Below are 19,288 nucleotides of genomic sequence, written 5' to 3'. Positions count from 1 at the left end.
CCCGAATTTCTTGACGACCATAGAGCGTTGGAACCACCTGATCCCATCCCGAACTCAGCAGTGAAACGATGCATCGCCGATGGTAGTGTGGGGTTTCCCCATGTGAGAGTAGGTCATCGTCAAGATTAAATTCCGAAACCCCTATCTGCATCTGCAGGTAGGGGTTTTGTTTTTGTCCGCCGTGTAGGAGCGAGCTCGCTCGCGATGGTCTTTAACGATGACACTGGCTGTCTGAGGCCACCGGGTGTCCAGAAGTTTTTCGCGAGCGAGCTCGCTCCTACAAGGTCATTGTAAAAAAATCACATAAACCTGACTCCGCGCTTTTGCTAAGGTGCAGCTCATTTTTAATGGACTGAGTTTGCGCCCACGGATCGGCATTCTGCTCCAGGGAGGCTGGGTCAACAAAAATTGCCCGGCAATTTGCCGGGCACTTTCATTCCTGAAACCTTGGTAGCAGGGCTCAGTTTGCCGCTTGCGGTTGAGACTCGGTGGTCGCTCCGTTGCGGGCGATCACGGTCAGGATCGACAGCGCCGCGATCACCAGCCCTGGTGACGTTGCCAGCAGCACGCCAGTGGTGCCGGCACCGGCGGCGAGGATCTGGCCGGCGGCCAGGGGACCTGCCACCGAGCCGAGCCGGCCGATGGCTACGGCTGCACCGACGCCGGTGGCGCGCACCGAAGTCGGATAGGAAGGGGGCGCCAGTGCATACAGCACAAGCTGTGCAGCCATGACGAACAGCCCGACCGCAAACCCGGCGATTGCCATCGGCACGATACCCACTGACAGGCCGACCCCGGCCAGCGCCGCCAACACCCCTGCGTATACGAACAGGACCACTTTCAGGCCGTTGCAGCGGTCCAGCATCACCCCGCCGAGCAGCGAACCAATGGCGCCGCCCAGGTTGAACAGCATCTGCACCATGCCTGCCTGGGGCTTGGTGAAACCCTGTTCCAGCAACAGCGAGGGCAGCCAGTTGAGCAGCATGTACATCACGGTCAGGGTGAAGAAGTAGCTCAACCACAAGGCCAGCGTGCTGCGCGCGCGTCCTTCGCCGAACAGCGCCTGGGCGGTAGACGACCGTGGGCTGGTGGTCGTGACGTGTTGCTGGCGGAACGCAGTGGATTCGGGCAGTAGCAGGGCCATCAGCGGCACCACCAGCAAGGGCGTCAGACCGCCGATGATAAAGGTGGTTTGCCAATGTTCACTGGAAAACATCGCCACCACTGCCGCCAGCGCGCCGCCCAGGGGCACGCCGCAGTACATGACGCTGATGGCGGTGCCGCGATGGCGCTCGCTTACGGCCTCGGCACACAGGGCAATCAGGTTGGGCAGGGCGGCACCCAGACCCAGGCCGGTCATGAAGCGCACCAGCAGCAGGCTGGAATAGCTCTCGACATAGGCGGTGCAGAGAGAGAAGACACCGAACAGCAGCACCGCGCCGACGAGGATTTTCTTGCGGCCGATACGATCGGCAACCCAGCCGCCAAAAAACGCACCAGGCAGCAGGCCAATGATCCCGGCGCTGAACACCCAGCCCATCATCTTCGGGTCCAGGGCAAAGCTCTGGCGCAATCCTGCGGCAGCGGTGCCGGCAGCCTGCAGATCGAACCCCTCGATCAGCGCAACGATAAAGCACAAAGCGATTGTCAGCGTCGAGCGACGCGATGGACTGTCCATGGGTGAACCTCATTGTTGTTTTTGTTATGCAGTCGAGCCATCCGTGCGTGGGTGCGCCGTCAGTGACCGCTGACGATTAAGATAACAAAGATAACTAAAAAAAGAATGGCATCGTAAAAACTGTATAAACTACGAATAAATCGTTAAAAAACAGTTTGTTATGGATGCATTTTAGATTTTATTGAAAAATAGATAATAATATTAATGTTCGATTATCGGTCATCTGCGATTGACGACGACCCTAGGCTGTTTCCATTCTCTGTTCGTGAAGCCGGCAGACCCGCGCGGGTCCGGCACCCAAAAACAACAATAAAAAGTGGACATCGAACATGCCAAAACGCCCCATGAACACCGGTTCCGTAGCGTCGCTCCCCTGCGTTTGCAGTATCCATCCAGGGTGGGTCGTGGCACTGCTAGGCGTCAGCGTTCTGCCTTCTCAGCTGCGGGCCGAGGGGTTTATCGAGGACAGTCACGCAAACTTGACCCTGCGCAATTACTACATTGACCGTGAGTACCAGGACGGCGGCGCCAAGACTGCCGCGCGGGAATGGGCTCAGGGTTTCATCATGGGCATGGAGTCGGGGTTTACCGAAGGAACTGTGGGCTTTGGTCTGGATGTTCGGGGGTTGCTGGGGGTCAAGCTCGACTCCGCTCCGGATCGCAGCGGCACTGAACTGTTGCCGGTGTCGGCAAGCGACAAGCGCGCGGCGGATGACTATTCGCGGCTGGCCCCGACGGCCAAGCTGCGGCTTGCCCAGACAACGATCAAGAGCGGCGATGTCTCGATCTTCCTGCCGTTTGCCTTTGCCAGCCCGTCGCGACTGCTGCCACAGACCTTTCGCGGCACCACGCTCAGTTCCAGGGACATCGATGGCCTGACCCTGAACACCGGTTACATCGATCGCATCAACAAGCGCGATTCCACGGACTATCAGGCCATGACCATCGCCTCGCCGAACCGGCGTTTCAATGGCGCTGCCACCACCTCACACCTGGCCTATCTTGGGGGTGATTACCAGGTCAACAAGGACCTGAGCCTGCGCGCCTACCATGCCGAGGTGACCGACCTGTACCAACAGGACACCCTGGCATTACTGCACAACCTGCCGCTGGGCGAAGGTGTGTTCAGCAGCGACTTGCGCAGCTTTTTCAGTCGCGAGGATGGCAGCGCCAAGGCGGGCAGGGTGGACAACCGCAACCTCTCGGCATTGTTCGGCTACCGCTTCGGCGGGCACCGGGTGAGTCTCGGCTACATGCACGCCAGTGGCGACACGGCGACGCCTTACATCTCCGGCACCGAGCTGATGGGCATGAGCGAGCTGACCATGAGTTCGGACTTTCTCAATGCCAGGGAGCGCACCTGGCAGGCCATCTACGACTATGACTTCGTCGCATCCGGGGTGCCTGGGCTGAAGGGGCGGTTGCGTTATGTGCGCGGCGACCATATCGAATTGGCCGCTTTCAATGCCGAGGACCGCAAGGAGCGCGAGTTCCAAATGGAACTGGGTTATGTGATTCAGGGCGGGCCGTTGAAAAACGTCGGGCTGCTGGCGCGCAAGTCGATCTACCGCAATGACTTCCCGGGCGGCGCGGCATTTCGCGATGAAAACCAGACCCGCTTCCTGGTGATCTATACCTTGCCGATCTGGTAATCGCGGGTCCTTCGATGTTTCCCGCCGACCGCTCCTTCTGGAGCGTGCCGGCAGCGTGCGTTCAGTCCTGGTAAACCTTTCTCAGCAAGCGCAGCAGCTCCTCGCGCTCTTCGCCGGTCAGCGATGAAGTGGAGTCGAAATCGCTTTGCGCGGCGATCTGCTTGAGCTCCTTGAGCAAGGTTTCGCCGGTCTTGCTCAGGAAGATTCCGTATGAGCGTTTGTCCGGCTTGCAACGCACTCGCACCGCCAGCGCGCGGCTTTCCAGTTTATTGAGCAACGGCACCACCTGCGGCGGCTCGATGGCCAGGGCCCGGGCCAGGTCGGCCTGCATCAGCCCCGGGTTCTGGTCGATGATCGCCAGGGCCGAAAATTGCGCGGGGCGCAGGTCGTGGGCTGACAGGCGACCGATCAGGTTCTGAAACAGTTTGAGTTGGGCGCGCCGCATCGCGTAGCCGATCAGGTCATCCAGTGCCGAATCCAGCGGTGCCTGCAGCTCGGCGGTGGCGGACGAGGACTCGCTCTGGTCGGCGAGGGGAGAAGGCTTGGCCATTGCGGATGAATCCTGAACAGGTGGAGGTTAACAAGCGTATCTAGTTTGCCGGGGTTGGCCGCTGATAGCTATGCCCGTCGTTCATGGCGATGGGGTGGGAGGATATTTCCGGGTGGATAAAAAAATGGTTAATTAGATTAACAGTTAATTGACATAACTATATGGGTCCTTTAATTTCCAGTCATCTTCAAGCCAAGAACAAGAGAGCAACGCCATGAGCAACTACGAAGGTCGCTGGACAACCGTCAAGGTCGAGATCGAGGAAGGCATCGCCTGGGTCATTCTCAATCGCCCGGAAAAACGCAACGCCATGAGCCCGACTCTGAATCGGGAAATGATCGATGTGCTGGAAACCCTGGAGCAGGATCCGGCGGCCGGCGTGTTGGTGCTGACCGGTGCCGGCGAAGCCTGGACCGCGGGCATGGACCTCAAGGAATACTTCCGCGAAGTGGACGCGGGCCCGGAGATCCTCCAGGAAAAAATCCGCCGCGAAGCGTCGCAATGGCAATGGAAACTGCTGCGCATGTACACCAAGCCGACCATCGCCATGGTCAACGGTTGGTGTTTCGGTGGCGGCTTCAGCCCGCTGGTGGCCTGTGACCTGGCGATCTGCGCTGACGAAGCGACCTTCGGCCTCTCGGAAATCAACTGGGGCATCCCGCCGGGCAACCTGGTGAGCAAGGCCATGGCCGACACCGTGGGCCATCGTCAGTCGCTGTACTACATCATGACCGGCAAGACCTTTGGTGGGCAGAAAGCCGCCGAGATGGGCCTGGTCAACGAAAGCGTACCCCTGGCGCAACTGCGTGAAGTCACCGTGGATCTGGCGCGCAACCTGCTGGAGAAAAACCCGGTGGTGCTGCGTGCGGCCAAGCATGGCTTCAAGCGCTGCCGCGAGCTGACCTGGGAGCAGAACGAGGACTACCTGTACGCCAAGCTGGACCAGTCGCGCCTGCTCGACACCGAAGGTGGCCGCGAGCAGGGCATGAAGCAGTTCCTCGACGACAAGAGCATCAAGCCCGGTCTGCAGGCCTACAAGCGCTGAGACGGATCGCCGGGTGCATGTCCGCCCCGGCGCGCTGTATCGCTCGAATGTATTCCCGATAAAGACAATAAAGAGGAATCACCATGCTGGACGTGCCCCTGCTGATTGGCGGCCAGTCGCTGCCTGCCCGCGACGGTCGAACCTTCGAACGCCGCAACCCGGTGACCGGTGAAGTGGTATCACGGGTAGCCGCCGCCACCCTGGAGGATGCCGATGCCGCGGTGGCTGCGGCCCAGGCCGCGTTCCCCACCTGGGCCGCGCTGGCGCCCAATGAACGTCGCAGCCGTTTGCTCAATGCGGCCGAGCAGTTGCAGGCGCGCAGCGCCGAGTTCATTGCAGCGGCTGGCGAAACCGGGGCCATGGCCAATTGGTACGGATTCAACGTGCGGCTGGCAGCGAACATGCTGCGTGAAGCGGCGTCGATGACCACTCAGATCAATGGCGAAGTCATCCCCTCGGATGTGCCGGGCAGTTTTGCCATGGCCCTGCGTCAACCCTGCGGTGTGGTGCTGGGTATCGCCCCGTGGAATGCCCCGGTGATTCTCGCCACCCGCGCCATCGCCATGCCGCTGGCGTGCGGCAATACCGTGGTGCTCAAGGCCTCCGAACTGAGCCCGGCGGTGCACCGTCTGATCGGCCAGGTTTTGCAGGATGCAGGGCTGGGTGATGGCGTGGTCAACGTCATCAGCAATGCACCGGCGGATGCCGCAGCGATTGTCGAACGGCTGATCGCCAACCCGGCGGTGCGGCGGGTCAACTTCACCGGCTCGACCCATGTCGGGCGCATCGTCGGCGAACTCTCGGCGCGCCACCTCAAGCCGGCCTTGCTGGAGCTAGGCGGCAAGGCGCCGTTGCTGGTGCTCGATGATGCCGACCTGGATGCGGCGGTGGAGGCAGCCGCCTTCGGCGCGTACTTCAATCAGGGGCAGATCTGCATGTCCACCGAACGGCTGATCGTCGATGCCAAGGTCGCCGATGCCTTTGTCGCCAAGCTGGCGGCCAAGGTTTCGACCCTGCGCGCCGGTGATCCCGCGCTGGCGGATTCAGTGCTCGGTTCGCTGGTGGATGCCAGTGCCGGTACGCGCATCAAGGGGTTGATCGACGATGCTCTGGGCAAGGGCGCGCGGTTGGTGGTTGGCGGACAGTTGGACGGCAGCATTTTGCAGCCGACCCTGCTCGATGGCGTCAACGAGACCATGCGTCTGTATCGCGAAGAGTCCTTCGGCCCGGTGGCGGTGTTGTTGCGCGGTGATGGCGATGAAGCGTTGCTGCGTCTGGCCAATGACTCCGAATTCGGTTTGTCGGCGGCTATTTTCAGTCGCGATACCGGACGCGCCCTGGCGCTGGCCCAACGGGTCGAGTCGGGTATCTGCCATATCAATGGCCCGACCGTGCACGACGAAGCACAAATGCCCTTCGGCGGGGTCAAGTCCAGCGGCTACGGCAGCTTTGGCGGCAAGGCGTCCATCGAGCATTTCACCCAGTTGCGCTGGGTCACCTTGCAGCATGGACCGCGGCATTACCCGATCTGAACCGCAGAAATAACAATAAAAAGGCTGCAGCCACCACCATGCCCCTTCGTGCGGCTTGGTGGTAGCGTGCCTTGATGGAGAACAAGCACGTGAGTTCCGAATTCAGATCGCAACCCCACACCGAGGCCAGTGCGCCGCGCTACCGTCACGTGTCCATCGGTCGCGCAGCGGTCGAGGTGACAGAGCAGCAGGGCGCATTGCACATGCGTTCCCTGGAGCCATTGGCCGAGTTTCCGCCGCGGCTGCTTGACCGTCTGGTGCATTGGGCCCGGGTGCGTCCCGAGCAGACTTTTATCGCCGCCCGCCAGGCCGACGGTGACTGGCGCCGGGTCAGTTACGCCGAAATGCTCGACAGTGTCCGGGCCATCGCCCAAAGCCTGTTGAGCTACGGCCTGTCGGCAGACAAACCGCTGGTGCTGCTCTCGGGCAATGACATCGAGCATTTACAACTCGCCTTCGGCGCCCTGTATGCGGGCATTCCCTACTGCCCGGTGTCGCCGGCCTATTCGCTGCTGTCCCAGGATTTCGCCAAGCTGCGTCACGTCTGCGACCTGCTGCAGCCTGGCCTGGTGTTTGTCAGTGATGCCGCGGCCTACCAGCGCGCCATTGAGGCGGTGCTGCCGGCCCAAACGCCACTGATCACCGTGCGTGGCCAGGTCGCGGGGCGTCGCCAGGTCAGCTTTGCCAGCCTGCTTGGGCAGCCGGGCGGGGTCGAGGCCGAAGCCGCGTTTGCCGGCACGGGGCCGGACAGCATCGCCAAGTTCCTGTTCACCTCCGGCTCGACCAAATTGCCCAAGGCGGTGATCACCACCCAGCGCATGCTTTGCGCCAACCAGCAGATGCTGTTGCAGACGTTTCCGGTGTTCGGCGAAGAACCGCCGGTGCTGGTGGACTGGCTGCCGTGGAACCACACCTTCGGCGGCAGCCATAACGTTGGCATCGTGCTCTACAACGGTGGCAGCTTTTACCTGGACGACGGCAAGCCCACGGCGCAGGGTTTCGCGCAGACCCTGCGTAATCTCAAAGAAGTGTCGCCCACCGCCTACCTGACCGTGCCCAAGGGCTGGGAAGAGCTGGCCTCGGCACTGGAGCAGGACGCGGAGCTGCGCGAGGTCTTTTTCAAGCGCATCAGCCTGTTCTTTTTTGCCGCGGCCGGTCTGTCGCAAAGTGTCTGGGACCGGCTCGACCGCGTCGCCGAACAACACTGCGGTGAGCGTATCCGCATGATGGCCGGGCTCGGCATGACCGAGGCTTCGCCGTCTTGCACCTTCACCACCGGGCCGTTGTCCATGGCCGGTTATGTCGGCCTGCCGGCGCCCGGTTGCGAGGTGAGCCTGGTGCCGGTGGACGGCAAACTCGAAGGGCGCTTTCGTGGGCCGCACATCATGCCCGGCTACTGGCGGTCGCCACAGCAGACGCTCGATGCGTTCGATCCGCAGGGCTTCTACTGTTCCGGTGATGCGCTCAAGCTCGCCGACCCACGCGATCCGCAATTGGGGCTGATGTTCGACGGGCGCATCGCCGAAGATTTCAAGTTGTCATCCGGGGTGTTTGTCAGCGTCGGGCCGTTGCGCAGCCGTGCGGTGCTCGAAGGTTCGCCCTATGTCCAGGATCTGGTGGTGACCGCGCCGGATCGTGAATGCCTGGGCGCGCTGGTCTTTGCGCGGATGTTCGAATGTCGACGGCTTTCAGGGCTGGCGGCGAGTGCCAGCGACACCGAGGTGCTGGCCAGCGCGCCGGTACGCAAGTGGTTCGCCGATTGGTTGCAGCGACTCAATCGCGAGGCCACGGGCAATGCCAGTCGCCTGGAATGGATCGCCTTGCTCGACGAGCCGGCGTCCATCGACCGGGGTGAAATCACCGACAAGGGCTCGATCAATCAGCGTGCGGTATTGCAGTGGCGCGCGGAGCAGGTCGAGGCGCTGTATCGCGGACTCGATCCGGCCATCCTGCGCGCCGGGGCGAAGTCGTGAACACAGACGGGCAGTACTCGGCCTTTGCCGATGCGGCGATTTTCGATGCGCTGCGAACGCCGTGGGTGGACCTCGGTGGTGCCCTGGCCGAGGTTTCGCCGATCGACCTGGGCATCAAGGTCGGGCGCGAAGTACTGGCTCGCGCGCAAGTCGATCCGCTGGCGGTCGACAGCGTGCTGGCGGGCTCCATGGCCCAGGCCAGCTTCGATGCCTACCTGCTGCCACGGCACATCGGCCTCTACAGCGGCGTGGCGCAATCGGTTCCGGCGCTGGGGGTGCAGCGCATCTGCGCCACCGGTTTCGAACTGCTGCGCCAGGCGGCCAGGCAACTGGATGACGGCGTGCAATTGGCCCTGTGCGTGGCCAGCGAATCGATGTCGCGCAATCCGATTGCGGCCTATACCCATCGAGCTGGATTCCGCCTTGGCGCGCAAGTGCAGTTCAAGGATTTTCTCTGGGAGGCGTTGTACGACCCGGCTCCCGGAGTGGACATGATCACCACCGCCGACAATCTGGCGCGGCGTTATGGGCTGACTCGCGAAGCGGTGGACGCCTACGCCTGTGCCAGTCATCAGCGGGCGTTTGCGGCACAACAAGCGGGCTGGCTGGCACCCGAGATCGTTGCCGTGGGGCATCAGGTGTTTGAACTGCAAGGCTATCAGCCACGCGGCATCCGCCTGTCACGCGGTATTGAGACGGTGATTGAAGACAGCCACCCACGACCCGGAGACATCGCGGCGTTGGCCCGGTTGCGCAGCGTGCACGAAGGCGGGGTGCAAACCGCCGGCAACAGTTGTGCGGTGGTCGATGGCGCTGCAGCGGCCCTGGTCGGACGCGCTGCGACCTGTCGGGATACACCGTTGGCCTTGCTGCGGGCCAGCGCGGTGGTCGGCGTGGCACCGGAGTTCATGGGTATCGGTCCGGCTCCGGCGATTCGCCTGCTGTTGCAGCGCAGCGGCTTGAGCCTGGAGCAGATCGACCGCTTTGAAATCAACGAAGCCCAGGCCGCCCAGGTCCTGGCGGTGGCTCAGGAGCTGGAACTGGACCGTTCGCGTCTGAACGTCCAGGGTGGTTCGTTGGCACTCGGCCACCCCTTGGCCGCCAGTGGCTTGCGTCTGGTGTTGACCCTGGCCAGACAACTGCGTGAGCACAATCTGCGTTACGGGGTCGCCGCGGCCTGTGTTGGCGGCGGGCAGGGCATGGCGCTTCTGATCGAGAATCCCGCCTGGCGTGCCTGAGGCTTCGTCGGCTGACGGACAACCGGTGTTTTCCGGTAATGAGCGGTTCTGGCCGATAGGTGATTGTCGTGACGGACAGCAATCGGTTGTGGATTGCTGTCATTCGTACAGACTTCATCGGTGCTCGCTGTTGGCCGAAGTGGCTGCGGGCCCAAGCTGTTCAGTCGTGCAGGCCTGCCGTTTCATCCAAGTGGTCAATGTGCCTGAAACGCTCAACCAGGAAATCGATCAGGCTGCGCACTCGGGCTGACAGGTGTAACTGTTGCGGGTACACCGCATAGACATCGGCGCGTGTTGGAGTCTGGTCTTCCAGCACTAATCGCAAGCGGCCGCTGCGCACGTATCGGGCAATGTCCCATTCGGCTCGCAACAGAATGCCGTAGCCTTCCAGCGCCCAATTCAGGGCCACTTCGCCGTCATTGCAGCCCAGTGCGCCACGGACTTTGATGTTTTGCGTACGCCCCCCGTTGGTGAAACTCCACACACCGTAGGGCGTTTCGTTTTGCCTCAGAAAGATGCAGTTGTGTTGCTGTAAATCCGTGAGGCGTTGCGGCACGCCGTGTTTTTCCAGGTACAGCGGTGAAGCGCATAACAATCGGCGATTGGACGCGATCTTGCGTGCATGGAAGGCGGCGTCCGGCAGTGTACCGAAGCGTATGCCCAGGTCAAACCCGTGAGTAGTCAGGTCGAGCGGGTGATCGGTGATTTCCAGCTGTATTTCCACCTCCGGGTACTGCGCGAAGAACGCGCCGAGAGCTGGGCCGATGTAACGACGGCCAAAGCCCAACGACGCGTTGACCCGGATCAGTCCTTTAGGTGTAGCCCGACTGCTGTTGATCAACTGCTCGACCTCATCGATCTGCGTCAGGATCCGGGCGGCATGGGAAAAAAGCAGTTCACCTTCTGAGGTCAGACTCATTGAGCGCGTGGTGCGATTCACCAGGCGGATGCCCAATCGAGCCTCCAGCGCGGTGAGACGCTTGCTCACCGCCGGTGGCGTGATGCCCAGCTCTCGCGCCGTCGCGGCGAGGCTGCCTTTGTTGGCCAGAAGGTAAAAAAATGACAAATCCAAGGTTGGGTTCATTCGTAACTCAAAGTTATTTATGTAGTGATTCTGAGTAACTCACACCTATTTGTTCACTACATATACTCCGCTCACACCCTGATTGAACAGTCCGTTCGACAGGCAAAACAAGAACGTCACGAGAGTGGAGTTGACCATGAGCGCATACAAAATTGCAGCGGTTCCAGGTGATGGTATCGGTGTTGAAGTGATCGCCGCTGGCGTCGAGGTGCTGCAAGCCCTGTCGAAAAAATCTGGCTTCGACCTGGACTTAAAACATTTCGACTGGAACTCGGATAACTACCTGAAAAACGGTTACTACATTCCTGAAGGGGGTCTGGAAGAACTGAAAACCTTCGACGCGATTTTCTTCGGTGCCGTGGGAGCGCTCAACGTACCGGATCACATTTCCCTGTGGGGCCTGCGCCTGCCGATCTGCCAGGGCTTCGATCAATACGCCAACGTGCGTCCGGCACGCGTGCTGCCTGGGGTGAAAAGCCCGCTGCTCAATGGTGACCAGATCGACTGGGTGGTGGTGCGGGAAAACTCCGAAGGTGAGTACTCCGGCAACGGCGGTCGTGTGCACCGGGGACTGCCGGAAGAGGTTGCCACTGAAGTGTCGGTATTCACCCGTGCCGGGGTGGAGCGTATTCACCGCTTTGCCTTCGAACTGGCGCAAAGCCGCCCACGCAAACACCTGACCATGGTCACCAAGTCCAACGCCCAACGTCATGGCATGGTGTTGTGGGACGAAATTTTCTACGAAGTGGCCAAGGATTTCCCGGACGTCAAAATTGACAAGGAACTGGTCGACGCGGTGACTACGCGCATGGTGCTCAAACCCTCTACGTTGGATGTGATCGTCGCCACCAACCTGCACGCTGACATTCTGTCCGATCTGGCAGCCGCGTTGTCCGGCAGCCTGGGCATCGCACCGACCGCCAACCTCAACCCGTCGCGAAAATTCCCCTCGATGTTCGAACCGATCCACGGCTCGGCTTTCGACATCACCGGCAAAGGTGTGGCCAACCCGATTGCTACGTTCTGGACGGCGGCGATGATGCTCGAACACCTGGGCGAAGCCGCTGCGGCGAAACAGCTGATGTCGGCCATCGAAGCCGTGACCGAAAGCGGAGTGCATACCCCTGATTTGGGCGGTACAGCCACCACCCGCCAGATCACGGATGCGGTCATCGCGCTGATCAACCGCTGATATTTTCCAGCGATTCAAAGTAGTACTGCGGCACAACACCAAGGGGCAGATCACTGGATCTGACTCCTTGGCATTTCCTGACAACAATAAAAAATCAGGGCCCTGTCATGAAAAGAATATTAGGCAAACTCTACGTACAAGTGCTCATCGCGGTCATCCTCGGCGCCATCGTCGGCGTGTTCGTTCCCGAAACCGGTGCTGCGCTCAAACCCTTGGGCGATGCCTTCATCAAATTGATCAAGATGCTCCTCGCTCCGGTGATCTTCCTGACCGTGGTCACGGGGATTGCTCGCATGGAAAACATGAAGGAACTGGGGCGTGTCGGATTCCGGGCCTTGCTCTATTTTGAAGTGGTCTCGACGCTGGCGCTGGTGGTCGGCCTGGTAGTGGTTGATGTGTTCAAACCCGGTGCCGGCATGAACATTGATGTCGCTACCCTCGACACCTCCAGCCTGGCCACCTACACCTCGGCCGTGAAACATGCATCGTTCATGGACTTCGTCATGAACATTATCCCTGACACCATCGTGGATGCCTTCGCCAAGGGCAATGTGCTGCAGATCCTGCTGTTTTCCATTCTGTTGGGAATCGCCCTGGCGCATGTAGGTCCACGCGGCAAAGCGTTCGTCGATACGCTGGATAGCCTGATGCAGGGTATGTTCCGCATCGTCAACATGGTCATGCGCCTGGCGCCGATCGGCGCATTCGGTGCCATCGCCTTCACCATCGGCAAGTACGGCTTCGGCTCGCTGTTCTCTCTGGGCAAGTTGATGGCTTGCGTTTATCTCACCTGTGCCGTGTTCGTGATCTTCGTGCTCGGCCCTATCTGCCGCTACAGCGGTTTCAGCCTGTGGAAGTTTTTGAAGTTCATCAAGGAAGAATTGTTCACCGTGCTGGGTACCAGTTCTTCGGAATCGGTGCTGCCACAGATGATTTCTAAAATGGAGAAGGCCGGGGTGTCCAAACCCGTCGCCGGGATGATCATTCCCTCTGGCCTGACCTTCAACCCGGACGGGCAAGCGATCTACTACACCATTGCCGCGATATTCATTGCCCAGGCTACCAACACGCCGCTGACCCTGAGCGATCAACTGATCGTGCTGGCGGTACTGATGTTCACCTCCAAAGGCTCGGCAGGTGTCACCGGTTCCGGGTTCATCATTCTGGCCGCCACCCTGTCTTCCCTGGGCACCATACCGGTGGCAGGCATGGTGTTGTTGCTGGGCGTCGACCGGTTCATGTCGGAAGCGCGGGCAATCACCAATACCATCGGCAATGGTGTGGGCACCATGGCGATTGCCAAATGGGTCGGGGCGCTGGACACAGTCAAAATGCACAAGGCACTCAATGGTGAGATCGAAGAGCAAGAGCCTGAGGCGGTGCGGGCGGAGGTTGTTCATACCCCTTCATCGGTAACGAGCAGTCCCTTGCTGCCCAGCCTTAACAAAGCCTCACGAGTGTAAGTATCTGGCGCTGACGTCCTGGCTGACCCAGTGGATTTGGTTTGAGAACAAAGGGCCCTTCGGGGCCCTTTTTGGTTACGCCAGTGGCTTCAAAAGGGGGGGCTTGAACCATCGGCGCTTTGAAACAAGCTACGCCTATGTCGATGCCGAAGTGACCAAGGACAACATCATCAAGTCCGGCACCCGGCTGATGAACATTCCGCAGTACAGCTTCAGCCTGCTCAATGTCTATGAGTTCCCGAATGGCGCGTTCAAGGGACTGGGGCTTGGCACCGGGCTCAAGTACGTCGATGAGCGTGCAGGGCAGATGGCCAACACGGCGTTTTCGATGGGCAGCTAGACTGATGTCGATCTACTGAGCTACTACAAGGTAAACGACAGAATCAGGCTCAACCCGGACATGAAGAACCTGGCGGACGAAGATTATGAGGAGGGCGCATTCGGCAACGTTTACGCTTATCCAGGGGCGCTGAGAACGGTGCAGGTCGGTGTTTCTTACACGTTGTAGCTCGGCTGAATGTCGCACTCCACCGCGTCGTCCAGCATGGCGTGCATTGTGCAAAATTGAGGCTGAGCAGTAATTGTTGCTCAGCCGAAATCTCTTACACCTCCACGACAGAACCCACGGGCGCCGATGACAGCCTGGCGCTTGGAAGTACCGTTCTGGATGGCCTCTGAATGCGCAAGGCCATTCGCACCCGTCAAAACTTTCCCCTTTAGGCGGTTAGGCAATCTCGGGCGCGCTGCAAGCGCTCTTCATACAGGTGGTGTCGGCGTTCAATACGTGAGCGTGGATCAACCGCCACCTTCGGCACCGGAAACACCCGGAACCATCGCCCTGCAAGCCGCTTGGCAGCGCTTTTCGCCGTTTCTATCGGACCCGCTGTTCCAGTTTATTTCGTCGGTTACCTGCGCGTCATGTTCACCGTGGAGGACATCGACGACACGCTCGCCAGGCTCCACAAACGCGGCGCGGAGCTCGTCGGCAAAGGGGGCCAGTACGAAGACACGTATAGGCTCTGCTACATTCGGGGTCCCGAAGGAATTCTGATCGGGCTTGCCCAAGAGCTCGGGCAGCACGCTTCTCGATGAGCACTTGCGACAGGTACAGAGCTGATAGGGGCGATGGCTGGTTGCCGTTGAGGGCGTCTAAGAATTTACTTCGCTAATTCAGATTTAAACATCGGAAATTTCTGATAGTAGGTATTTTTTTGCTGTTCCTATACTGACCCCCCCCATTAAAAGGTTTAGGCGTCACAACTGTTAACGCACGTAGCTATGCAGTTGAAGTGACTGCTGGCGGCTGAAAAAAAACAATCTCGAACTGAGGGTTTTCCTGGGCGGAGATAAAAAACAAAAAAGCTGTAAATCAAGTCTGAATAAGCTGCTGGTGTCTGGCTTGTTCGGGTTTTGAGTATCTGCATTTTGCTTAGTTGAATAATAAGAGCGGCGTTCAAATCAACTCGGATGGTTTGACGCTACAACATCTTCTATAGCTATTAATCAGAGCCTGAAAAATGAACTTCTATGAAATCATCGGCTATGACCGTGACGGAACTGTTCGTGATCTGGATACGGCGTTAAACAAGGGAACTTTAACCACCAGGGATGTGACTTTTTCGGCGCTGGGTTTCAATGCGCCTGGCTGGATCGCAGCCTCTTCCATGTCGATTCTTTACTCGATATCGGGCCACCACGCTCCACTGGCCATTTTGATTGCGTACTTCTTTCCGATGTTGGTCATGGCTTTCTGCATGATCTCACTCACTCGCCAGGCACCGTCGGCGGGTGGCATCTTCACCTTCACGTCGCGATTTCTGCATACCCGTGTAGGGACCATTCTCGGTTGGGCGTACTCCGTTGCCTGCATGGCAGTGATGGCAATGTGCGCAATCATCGGAACCGAATATATACAGGCGTTGTTTCCGGTGTTGGCGGGTCCGCTTAACGCAAAACTGATCGGGACGGGTATGGTTCTGATCTTCCTGGCCATTTCCTGCAACGGCGTCAATGCCACAGCCAAAGTAGCCAGCGTATTTCTGATTTTCGAGATCAGCGTTGTAGCCGGGCTAGGGCTGATGGGCATCATCAATCCTCAGGTTCCGGACTTGTCAGTGATTTCCATGTACACCCTGGAAGGGTCTGGTGGCTGGTCCGCGATCGGGCCGGGGGTGCTGTTCGGTGTCTGGATGCTGGCGAACTTCGATTCGGCGATCAACTACATCGAGGAATCGCGTATTCCGGTTCGGACTGTACAACGCTCCATGCTGCTTGTTCTGACTTCGGCATTTGTCATTTACAGTCTCGCGGCGATTGGCTGGCAGTACGCGGTGCCTGTAGAGAAGCTGGCGGCCATTATCGAAGACGGCAACGGTGGGCCGATCGCCGCCGTGGCGAATGTCTACTTGCCCCCGGCCATGGCCTGGATCGCCCTGTTCGTCGTAATCACTTCGGCATGCGCCGGCTTGCAGATTTCTTCGAGTGCGGCTGCGCGTACGCTCTATCGAATGAGTGAGGAGGGGCATCTGCCAACGGCGCTTCGCTCAGTCAATAAATCGAGATCGCCATGGCTGGCCAGCGTTATCGTCTCGACCCTCGCCATTGCACTGCTCTGGTGGAAGCCACTGGACAAGATCTCGTGGTACTACGATGTCGTGACCATCACGCTGGTGATGTCCTACATGGCCGCTATCGCTGCATTCATTGTCATGAGCTTCCGCCGTCAACGTTTCGCTATGGCGCTGACACTGTCGATCCCGGCTGCGCTGGCAATCCTTGTACTGGGATACATCGGTTATACCGCCGGGGCCAATCCGGTATCGCCCGAGGACCAATACACCGCCTGGTACCTTGGTGCGCTGACCATACTTTCTGGCGCGATGATTGTGTTTTGGCAGTCGCGAGTTTCCAAACAAGCCGTACTGACTCCAATGCAAGAGTCCTGAATCCGAAGTTAACGCATGCGGCCCAGCCTGCGTTAGTTGGATGTTGGCGCCTGCGTGTGGTGTTCATTTAAAACCATGGGTGAACTTATGAAGCGTGTTGTCGTAATTACGGGAGCAGCAAGGGGCATTGGGCTGGCAATTGCCAAGCGTTTTGCTGCAAGTGGGGATCATTTGGTCCTCAACTACTTCGACGTCAAGGATCAACTGGACGCAGTAATACGTATTGCCCAAGACAACGGTGGCGATGGGATCACTGTTCAAGCCGATGTCAGTCATCCCGAAGCGGCAGCCGGAATCATCAGGGAGGCGGAGAACCGCTATGGGCGGGTCGATATTCTTGTCAACAATGCCGGGAGGCTGGTTTCGGCGACAGTCGCGCAGACGACATGGGCACAGTGGGAACAGATGATCAGTACCAATCTCGGAGGGACCTGGGCCTGCATGCAGGCCGTGTTGCCGGGCATGCTGGCACGCGGTCAGGGGCGGATTATCAATATCAGTTCCGAACTGGGCTTGATTGGCTTTCCCACCTACGCCGCGTACTGCGCCTCCAAGGGCGGGGTGATCGCACTGACAAAAGCGGTTGCGAAGGAAGTTGCCCCACAAGGTGTATTGGTGAATTCGGTGGCACCGGGGCCGATCGAAACAGACATGTTGATCAACGACACCATTGAATACAACGACGAGACGCGCGCGACCATTCCATTGAAGCGCTTCGGAAAGCCGGACGAGATTGCTGCCATGGTCGAAGCCCTGGCCGGGCCCGCGGGAGATTATATGGTTGGACAGGTCGTCAGCCCCAATGGCGGGGCCGCGATCTAGTTGGGTGTCGTGCAATTAAACTTCGCTGAGTCATGAATTTCCCAGTCAAATAAGTGGCTCTGATTTTTCTAATAACAAGAAGGATACAAAATGAGCGCTGTGATGATTACCGGTGGTTTGGGTTATGTTGGCAGGTACCTGACGAAAAAGCTCAGCGAGCAGGGCGTCAAGGTGATTAGTTACAATCGTGACTACTCAGAGGCCAGGTCGGAGTTCATGACCCCTGTACAGGGTGAGTTGTACGATATTCCCAGGATCGTCAGAACCATCCAGGACTTTGGGGTTGATCGTGTTATTCATACGGCAGCGATGTCGCATCCCGACTTGTCTATAGATCTGCCGATTACGACAGTGGCAGCGAATATCGATGGCACCATTCATTTGCTTGAGGCAATGCGCCTGGCGGGCATTAAAAAGCTCGTGAATTTTTCTTCTGAAACGGTGTACGGGCATTTCGAGGGTGTGATCAATGAAAAAACACCGACTAATCCAACGACACCCTATGGTGTAACCAAAGTTGCCACCGAGCATTTTGGCCGGGTTTACAATGATCTTTATGGTATGGAAGTCATCTCGCTGCGGATTGCTGAAGTGTATGGCCCTGAAAATAAAATGCCGCAGGTTCTCAGGGACATACTTAAAACGGTTCATCGGGGTGAAGCATTCAACTTGCCTACCGGCGGCGATCATCGCTTCCATTACATTCATGTGGAAGATGTCGTGCGCGCTGTGCTCATGGCAGCTGAAACCAGAGACTTGAAGGGCGGTGTATTCAACATTGCCGGTGATCGTTCCTGGACGCTGCATGAGGCCGTTGAATTGATCAGGAAAATGATGCCTGAAGCCCGAATCGAAATCGGCAATGGCTACTGGCATCTGGATCGGCATGGGGAATGGGATCTGAGTGCTGCGCAGCAGGCGTTGGGGTACTCAGCGCAATGGTCGCTGGAAAAAGGACTGACCCATTACTCCGACTGGTTGCGCGATCACGAGTATTGATATCGGTATTGCTCAGGTTCCTGGCGAATCAATGATATTCAGCAGCCATTGGAGATTAAGCATGATTGAAAACCCTATTGTCTGGCCAAATGGCGCACGCTGTGCCGTCTCCTTTACCTTTGATATGGATGCCGACAGCATTCTGCATGTGGCGCACCCCAAGGATTCAGCAACGCGAGTTGCCAGTATTTCAATGCTGCACTACGGACCGAAGGTGGCGATTCCAAGGATCCTGGAAACCTATCGACGTTTCGAGATTAAACAAACCTTCTTCATACCGGCCTGGTGCATTGAGCAATACCCGAAGGCCATTGAAGCGATCGTCGAACATGGCCACGAAATTGCTCACCATGGCTACATACACGAACATCCAAACGAGCTGACTCGAGAAGAAGAAGCTTATTGGCTCGATCGCGGTTGCGACACCATCAAGCGCTTCACGGGCCAGGCACCGCGAGGCTGGCGGGCTCCCCTCTACAATATGTCGGAGCACTCGGCAGACTTGCTGATCGAGCGAGGCTTCAGTTATGACGCCTCATTGATGGGGGATGATGTTCCTTATTTGTTGCGCACAAATGCAGGGGAACTGGTAGAGCTGCCCTCCAGTTGGGCGCTGGATGACTGGCCCCAGTACATGCACAGTATCGACCTTGATTTTCAGATGCCGATTCAGTCGCCGCAACGCGCCGTTGAGGTTTTCAAGGCCGAGTTTGATGCAGCATGGGAATATGGCGGTCTTTTCATACCCGTCTGGCATCCTTTCCTTTCCGGTCGTCTGGCACGATGGCATGAAGTTTCGAAGTTGATCGAATACATGATGCTAAAAGGCGATGTCTGGTTTGCAACTATGGATGAGATCGCGGCGCATGTTCAGCGTAGTGTCCGCACTGGGGTCTATACACCACGGATCGACAGCTTGCCTTACTATCAGGGACCGGTTAAAGCAAACAAATAACCGTTCTGATGGTGAATGTATCGTGCGTATTGGGTTCTTGTAGTTATTGATGTTGGGGCGGCGACCATCGATGGATGGTCGCTACTCTGCCTGAATGATGCTGTTTGATTGGCCCACGCCCGGCATCTGCTGGCCGAGAGTGACACCCAGGCGCTGGAGT

The 19,288-nt window shown here is 58.5% G+C and carries 14 protein-coding genes, 1 rRNA gene and 1 pseudogene; 13 read left to right on the top strand and 3 right to left on the bottom strand.

All coding sequences use genetic code 11. From position 1 onward, the window contains the following. Window positions 1-9 precede the first annotated feature (9 nt). Window positions 10-125, top strand: a 5S ribosomal RNA gene (rrf, locus tag AC1D1M_RS01680). 335 nt (window positions 126-460) lie between these two features. On the opposite strand, the gene mhpT is transcribed toward rrf, so the two are convergent. Continuing rightward, a complete protein-coding gene (gene mhpT, locus AC1D1M_RS01675; RefSeq protein ID WP_477774226.1) occupies window positions 461-1,678 on the bottom strand; it encodes a 3-(3-hydroxy-phenyl)propionate transporter MhpT in 1,218 nt (405 codons plus the stop codon). 344 nt (window positions 1,679-2,022) lie between these two features. Here mhpT and AC1D1M_RS01670 point away from each other — a divergent pair, with 344 nt between their 5' ends. Then, a complete protein-coding gene (locus AC1D1M_RS01670; protein ID WP_477774229.1) occupies window positions 2,023-3,330 on the top strand; it encodes an OprD family porin in 1,308 nt (435 codons plus the stop codon). Between the two features lie 61 nt (window positions 3,331-3,391). Here AC1D1M_RS01670 and AC1D1M_RS01665 read toward each other — a convergent pair whose 3' ends face one another. Continuing rightward, window positions 3,392-3,880, bottom strand: a complete 489-nt coding sequence (locus tag AC1D1M_RS01665; protein ID WP_477774225.1) for a MarR family winged helix-turn-helix transcriptional regulator — start codon at window positions 3,878-3,880, stop codon at window positions 3,392-3,394. A 214-nt stretch (window positions 3,881-4,094) separates the two neighbouring features. Here AC1D1M_RS01665 and AC1D1M_RS01660 point away from each other — a divergent pair, with 214 nt between their 5' ends. From AC1D1M_RS01660 to AC1D1M_RS01645, 4 genes are all read left to right on the top strand, one after another. After that, a complete protein-coding gene (locus AC1D1M_RS01660) occupies window positions 4,095-4,925 on the top strand; it encodes a p-hydroxycinnamoyl CoA hydratase/lyase (protein ID WP_046038330.1) in 831 nt (276 codons plus the stop codon). Between the two features lie 83 nt (window positions 4,926-5,008). After that, window positions 5,009-6,457: an aldehyde dehydrogenase gene (locus AC1D1M_RS01655; RefSeq protein WP_477774224.1), complete on the top strand. Its 1,449-nt coding sequence runs from the start codon at window positions 5,009-5,011 to the stop codon at window positions 6,455-6,457. An 89-nt stretch (window positions 6,458-6,546) separates the two neighbouring features. Further along, on the top strand, window positions 6,547-8,430 hold the full coding sequence (locus tag AC1D1M_RS01650) for a feruloyl-CoA synthase (protein ID WP_477774223.1): 1,884 nt from the start codon (window positions 6,547-6,549) through the stop codon (window positions 8,428-8,430). Further along, window positions 8,427-9,668 (top strand): thiolase family protein, encoded by a 1,242-nt coding sequence (locus tag AC1D1M_RS01645; protein WP_477774222.1) that lies wholly within the window; start codon window positions 8,427-8,429, stop codon window positions 9,666-9,668. Before AC1D1M_RS01650 ends, AC1D1M_RS01645 begins: the two co-directional genes overlap by 4 nt. A 160-nt stretch (window positions 9,669-9,828) precedes the next feature. On the opposite strand, the gene AC1D1M_RS01640 is transcribed toward AC1D1M_RS01645, so the two are convergent. Then, a complete protein-coding gene (locus AC1D1M_RS01640; RefSeq protein WP_477774221.1) occupies window positions 9,829-10,752 on the bottom strand; it encodes a LysR family transcriptional regulator in 924 nt (307 codons plus the stop codon). A gap of 136 nt (window positions 10,753-10,888) precedes the next feature. Here AC1D1M_RS01640 and AC1D1M_RS01635 point away from each other — a divergent pair, with 136 nt between their 5' ends. From AC1D1M_RS01635 to AC1D1M_RS01605, 7 genes and pseudogenes are all read left to right on the top strand, one after another. After that, window positions 10,889-11,944 carry a tartrate dehydrogenase gene (locus AC1D1M_RS01635; RefSeq protein ID WP_477774220.1) on the top strand — a complete coding sequence of 352 codons (1,056 nt, stop codon included), beginning with the start codon at window positions 10,889-10,891 and terminating at the stop codon, window positions 11,942-11,944. 107 nt (window positions 11,945-12,051) lie between these two features. Next, window positions 12,052-13,407, top strand: coding sequence for a dicarboxylate/amino acid:cation symporter (locus AC1D1M_RS01630; RefSeq protein ID WP_477774219.1), 1,356 nt, complete (start codon window positions 12,052-12,054; stop codon window positions 13,405-13,407). Between the two features lie 130 nt (window positions 13,408-13,537). After that, window positions 13,538-13,915 (top strand): annotated as a pseudogene (locus AC1D1M_RS01625) (TonB-dependent receptor domain-containing protein); the annotation flags it as partial. Between the two features lie 1,009 nt (window positions 13,916-14,924). Beyond that, the gene (locus AC1D1M_RS01620) at window positions 14,925-16,352 is read left to right on the top strand and encodes an APC family permease (RefSeq protein WP_477774218.1); all 1,428 of its coding nucleotides are present in this window, start codon (window positions 14,925-14,927) and stop codon (window positions 16,350-16,352) included. Window positions 16,353-16,439: 87 nt separating this feature from the next. Beyond that, on the top strand, window positions 16,440-17,174 hold the full coding sequence (locus tag AC1D1M_RS01615; RefSeq protein ID WP_477774217.1) for an SDR family NAD(P)-dependent oxidoreductase: 735 nt from the start codon (window positions 16,440-16,442) through the stop codon (window positions 17,172-17,174). A 90-nt stretch (window positions 17,175-17,264) separates the two neighbouring features. Further along, window positions 17,265-18,173 carry an NAD-dependent epimerase/dehydratase family protein gene (locus AC1D1M_RS01610; RefSeq protein WP_477774216.1) on the top strand — a complete coding sequence of 303 codons (909 nt, stop codon included), beginning with the start codon at window positions 17,265-17,267 and terminating at the stop codon, window positions 18,171-18,173. Between the two features lie 61 nt (window positions 18,174-18,234). After that, on the top strand, window positions 18,235-19,128 hold the full coding sequence (locus AC1D1M_RS01605; RefSeq protein ID WP_477774215.1) for a polysaccharide deacetylase family protein: 894 nt from the start codon (window positions 18,235-18,237) through the stop codon (window positions 19,126-19,128). Window positions 19,129-19,288 lie beyond the last annotated feature (160 nt).

This window comes from Pseudomonas sp. P1_F7 (assembly GCF_056405655.1).
Note: the sequence above shows the minus strand (reverse complement) of the source record. Positions and strands in the feature narration are given on the sequence as shown.